Origin of the sequence: Rhodopirellula maiorica SM1, from assembly GCF_000346295.1 — a bacterium.
Lineage (GTDB): Bacteria > Planctomycetota > Planctomycetia > Pirellulales > Pirellulaceae > Novipirellula > Novipirellula maiorica.
Map to the genome: position 1 here is coordinate 1 of NZ_ANOG01001096.1, position 2,507 is coordinate 2,507.

At 55.2% G+C, this 2,507-nt stretch carries 1 protein-coding gene; it reads right to left on the reverse strand.

Translation table 11 applies throughout. The annotated features are described in order from the left end of the window. Positions 1-126: 126 nt before the first annotated feature. Entirely contained in the window at positions 127-2,484 is a 2,358-nt protein-coding gene (locus RMSM_RS35420; RefSeq protein ID WP_008709291.1) for an ATP-dependent helicase, read from the reverse strand. Between the last annotated feature and the right edge of the window lie 23 nt (positions 2,485-2,507).

Genomic DNA, 2,507 nt, shown 5'->3' on the forward strand with positions numbered 1-2,507 from the left:
GCCAAGACTTTCGATCCACGACGAGTGCCCCCCCGAAACACCTGACGAGTCCCGCTACGAAATGCTTCACAGCGTTCTGGCGAAATCCACTACGTCGCAGCTTGCAGTTTTAAACTTGGCGGCTCGCTACCCGTCAATCACTTCCAACTTTGCAAACGCCAAGCGGAAATTATGTTCGCCATCATCAAACCGTACCGTCGCGGTTCGCTTCGGGCCTCGGCCGGTGATCGATACCACCGTTCCATCGCCATATTCGGTGTGTCGCACTTGGGTGCCTTCGCGATAAGCGGTCACCGGCGTGACGCCACCATTGAGCATATCGGCGGCTGTCTTCAGCCCCGCAACCTGAGCTGATTTGCGTTTCTTGCTTTCGACTCTCTCCGCGATCTCCGCTTCGGGCAACTGGCACACTTCGTCGTACGCCGTCGCGGCCGATTCATGTACCGTAGGCCCCGAGTCATCAGCGAGTGGATCGCCGCCGTCTTCGTCGGGTAAATCCCACGAATCGGGATAGCCACCGTGTGCGTCGGGATCCTCGTCGAACCAATCACGATCGACGTTGCTTTCGACTTTCTTCAGTTCGTCCAGTGGCAATTCGTTTAAAAACGGACTCGGTACCGCGGGCCGCGTGTCCCCCCGCACCGTTCGCCGCTTGCAAACGCTCAACTGCAACCGCTGCATCGCCCGGGTGATTCCCACGAACAACAACCGACGCTCCTCTTCAAACCCCGCATCGGTATCCATCGAACGTGAGTGCGGCAGTAGTCCTTGTTCGACTCCGACGATATAGATGCATGGAAATTCCAATCCCTTGGCCGCATGCAGCGTCATCAACGTCACTCGGTCATCGGACTCTTCGAACGCATCGGTGTCCGAGACCAAAGCAACCTGTTCCAAGAAAGCCTCGAGCGTTCCGTCTTCGGGATGCTGGCGATCGAATTCAACCGCGGCAGAAATAAATTCGTCGACGTTTCCGATCGCACTACTGTCTTGTTGATCGACCGACGATTTTTCGAGGAAGGCTTCGTATTTCGTTTCTTCGACAAGGTAACGCAGCAGATCTTCGAGTGTCGCCGACGCCTTCTTGCTCAGCCGATCATACAGTTCGACAAATCGCGTTACAAACGTGGCCGAACGTTTCGCGATCCCTTCGATTTTGTAGACGTCGCGTGCCGCTTGTAACATCGGAATTCGATTGACATCCGCATACCGACGCAGTCGTTCGACAGTTTTCGCACCGATGCCACGAGTCGGCACATTGACGACGCGTTGAAACGCCACGTCATGGCTGGGGTTGTTGATCAAATGCAGATACGCCAACAGATCCTTGATCTCTTTGCGTTGGTAGAACTCGACGCCGTTGATGATTTGGTACGGCAAACCACGGCTTCGCATCGAATGTTCTAACGACCGCGTTAAGGCATTCATCCGGCACAGAATCGCAAAATCACGTGGCCGCATTCCCTCGGTCCGAATCGCGTTGCTGATCGCGTCGGCGATCCCGTCGGCTTCCTGGTAACCGTCTTCGTACATCCTCAAAACCACCGGATCGCCTTCGGGGTTATGAGTGTAGAGATCCTTTTTCTTTCGCTTTTGGTTGTGGCGAATCAATTGGTCCGCCACACGCAGGATATTGGGCGTGCTGCGATAATTCTGCTCCAAGCGAACGGTTGTGACCGCCGGATAATCCTTTTCGAAGTCGAGGATGTTGTTCAAGTCCGCACCGCGCCATCCATAGATCGATTGATCTGGGTCGCCGGTCACGGCAAGGTTTGCGTTGTTAATCGACAACCCACGCACGATCGCGTATTGCGCCAAGTTCGTGTCTTGGTATTCGTCGACCAAGATATAGCGAAATCGCGAATCGAGGTCCTCGCGTAGTTCGGGATTGTTCCGCAACATGATCGCAACATGGAACAACAAGTCGTCAAAATCGACGGCGTTGGCGGTCAACAGTTGCTGCTGGTACACCGGGTAGACTTTTGCTGCCACCGCATCGCCGGTTCGACTGGACGCCGACAACATCATCTCCGGAGTAACCAAGCGGTTTTTGGCACTGCTGATGATCGAGGTGATCTGTTCAGGCGACGTGTGGCTGGTCGAGACGTTGGCAGCAGCGATCGCTCGCTTCATTGCCTGTTTTGAATCCGCGGTGTCATAGATCGAATAATTTTCGGACAACCCGGCCAGCGAAGCGTAGCGGCGGAGCAGCTGTGCACAGAAACGGTGAAACGTCCCCATCCAAACGGGTTGCCCCGGTGCGAGCTGGCCTAGACGAGTCCGCATTTCGTCCGCCGCTTTGTTGGTGAAGGTCACCGCAGCGATTTGCGAAGGCGAGACGCCTTGTGAAATCATGTAGGCAATGCGGTGGGTGACCACTCGCGTTTTTCCTGATCCGGGCCCCGCCAAAATCAGCAGCGGTCCATCGATGTGGGTGACCGCTTGTTTTTGAGACTCGGTCAGTCCGTTGAGGATGGCGTCCATGTCAAAAATCTCGAGGTAGAAAA

Coding starts and splice junctions, on each gene's coding strand:
- RMSM_RS35420 (WP_008709291.1), bottom strand. CDS start 2,484: ATGGACGCCATCCTCAACGGACTGACCGAGTCTCAAAAACAAGCGGTC.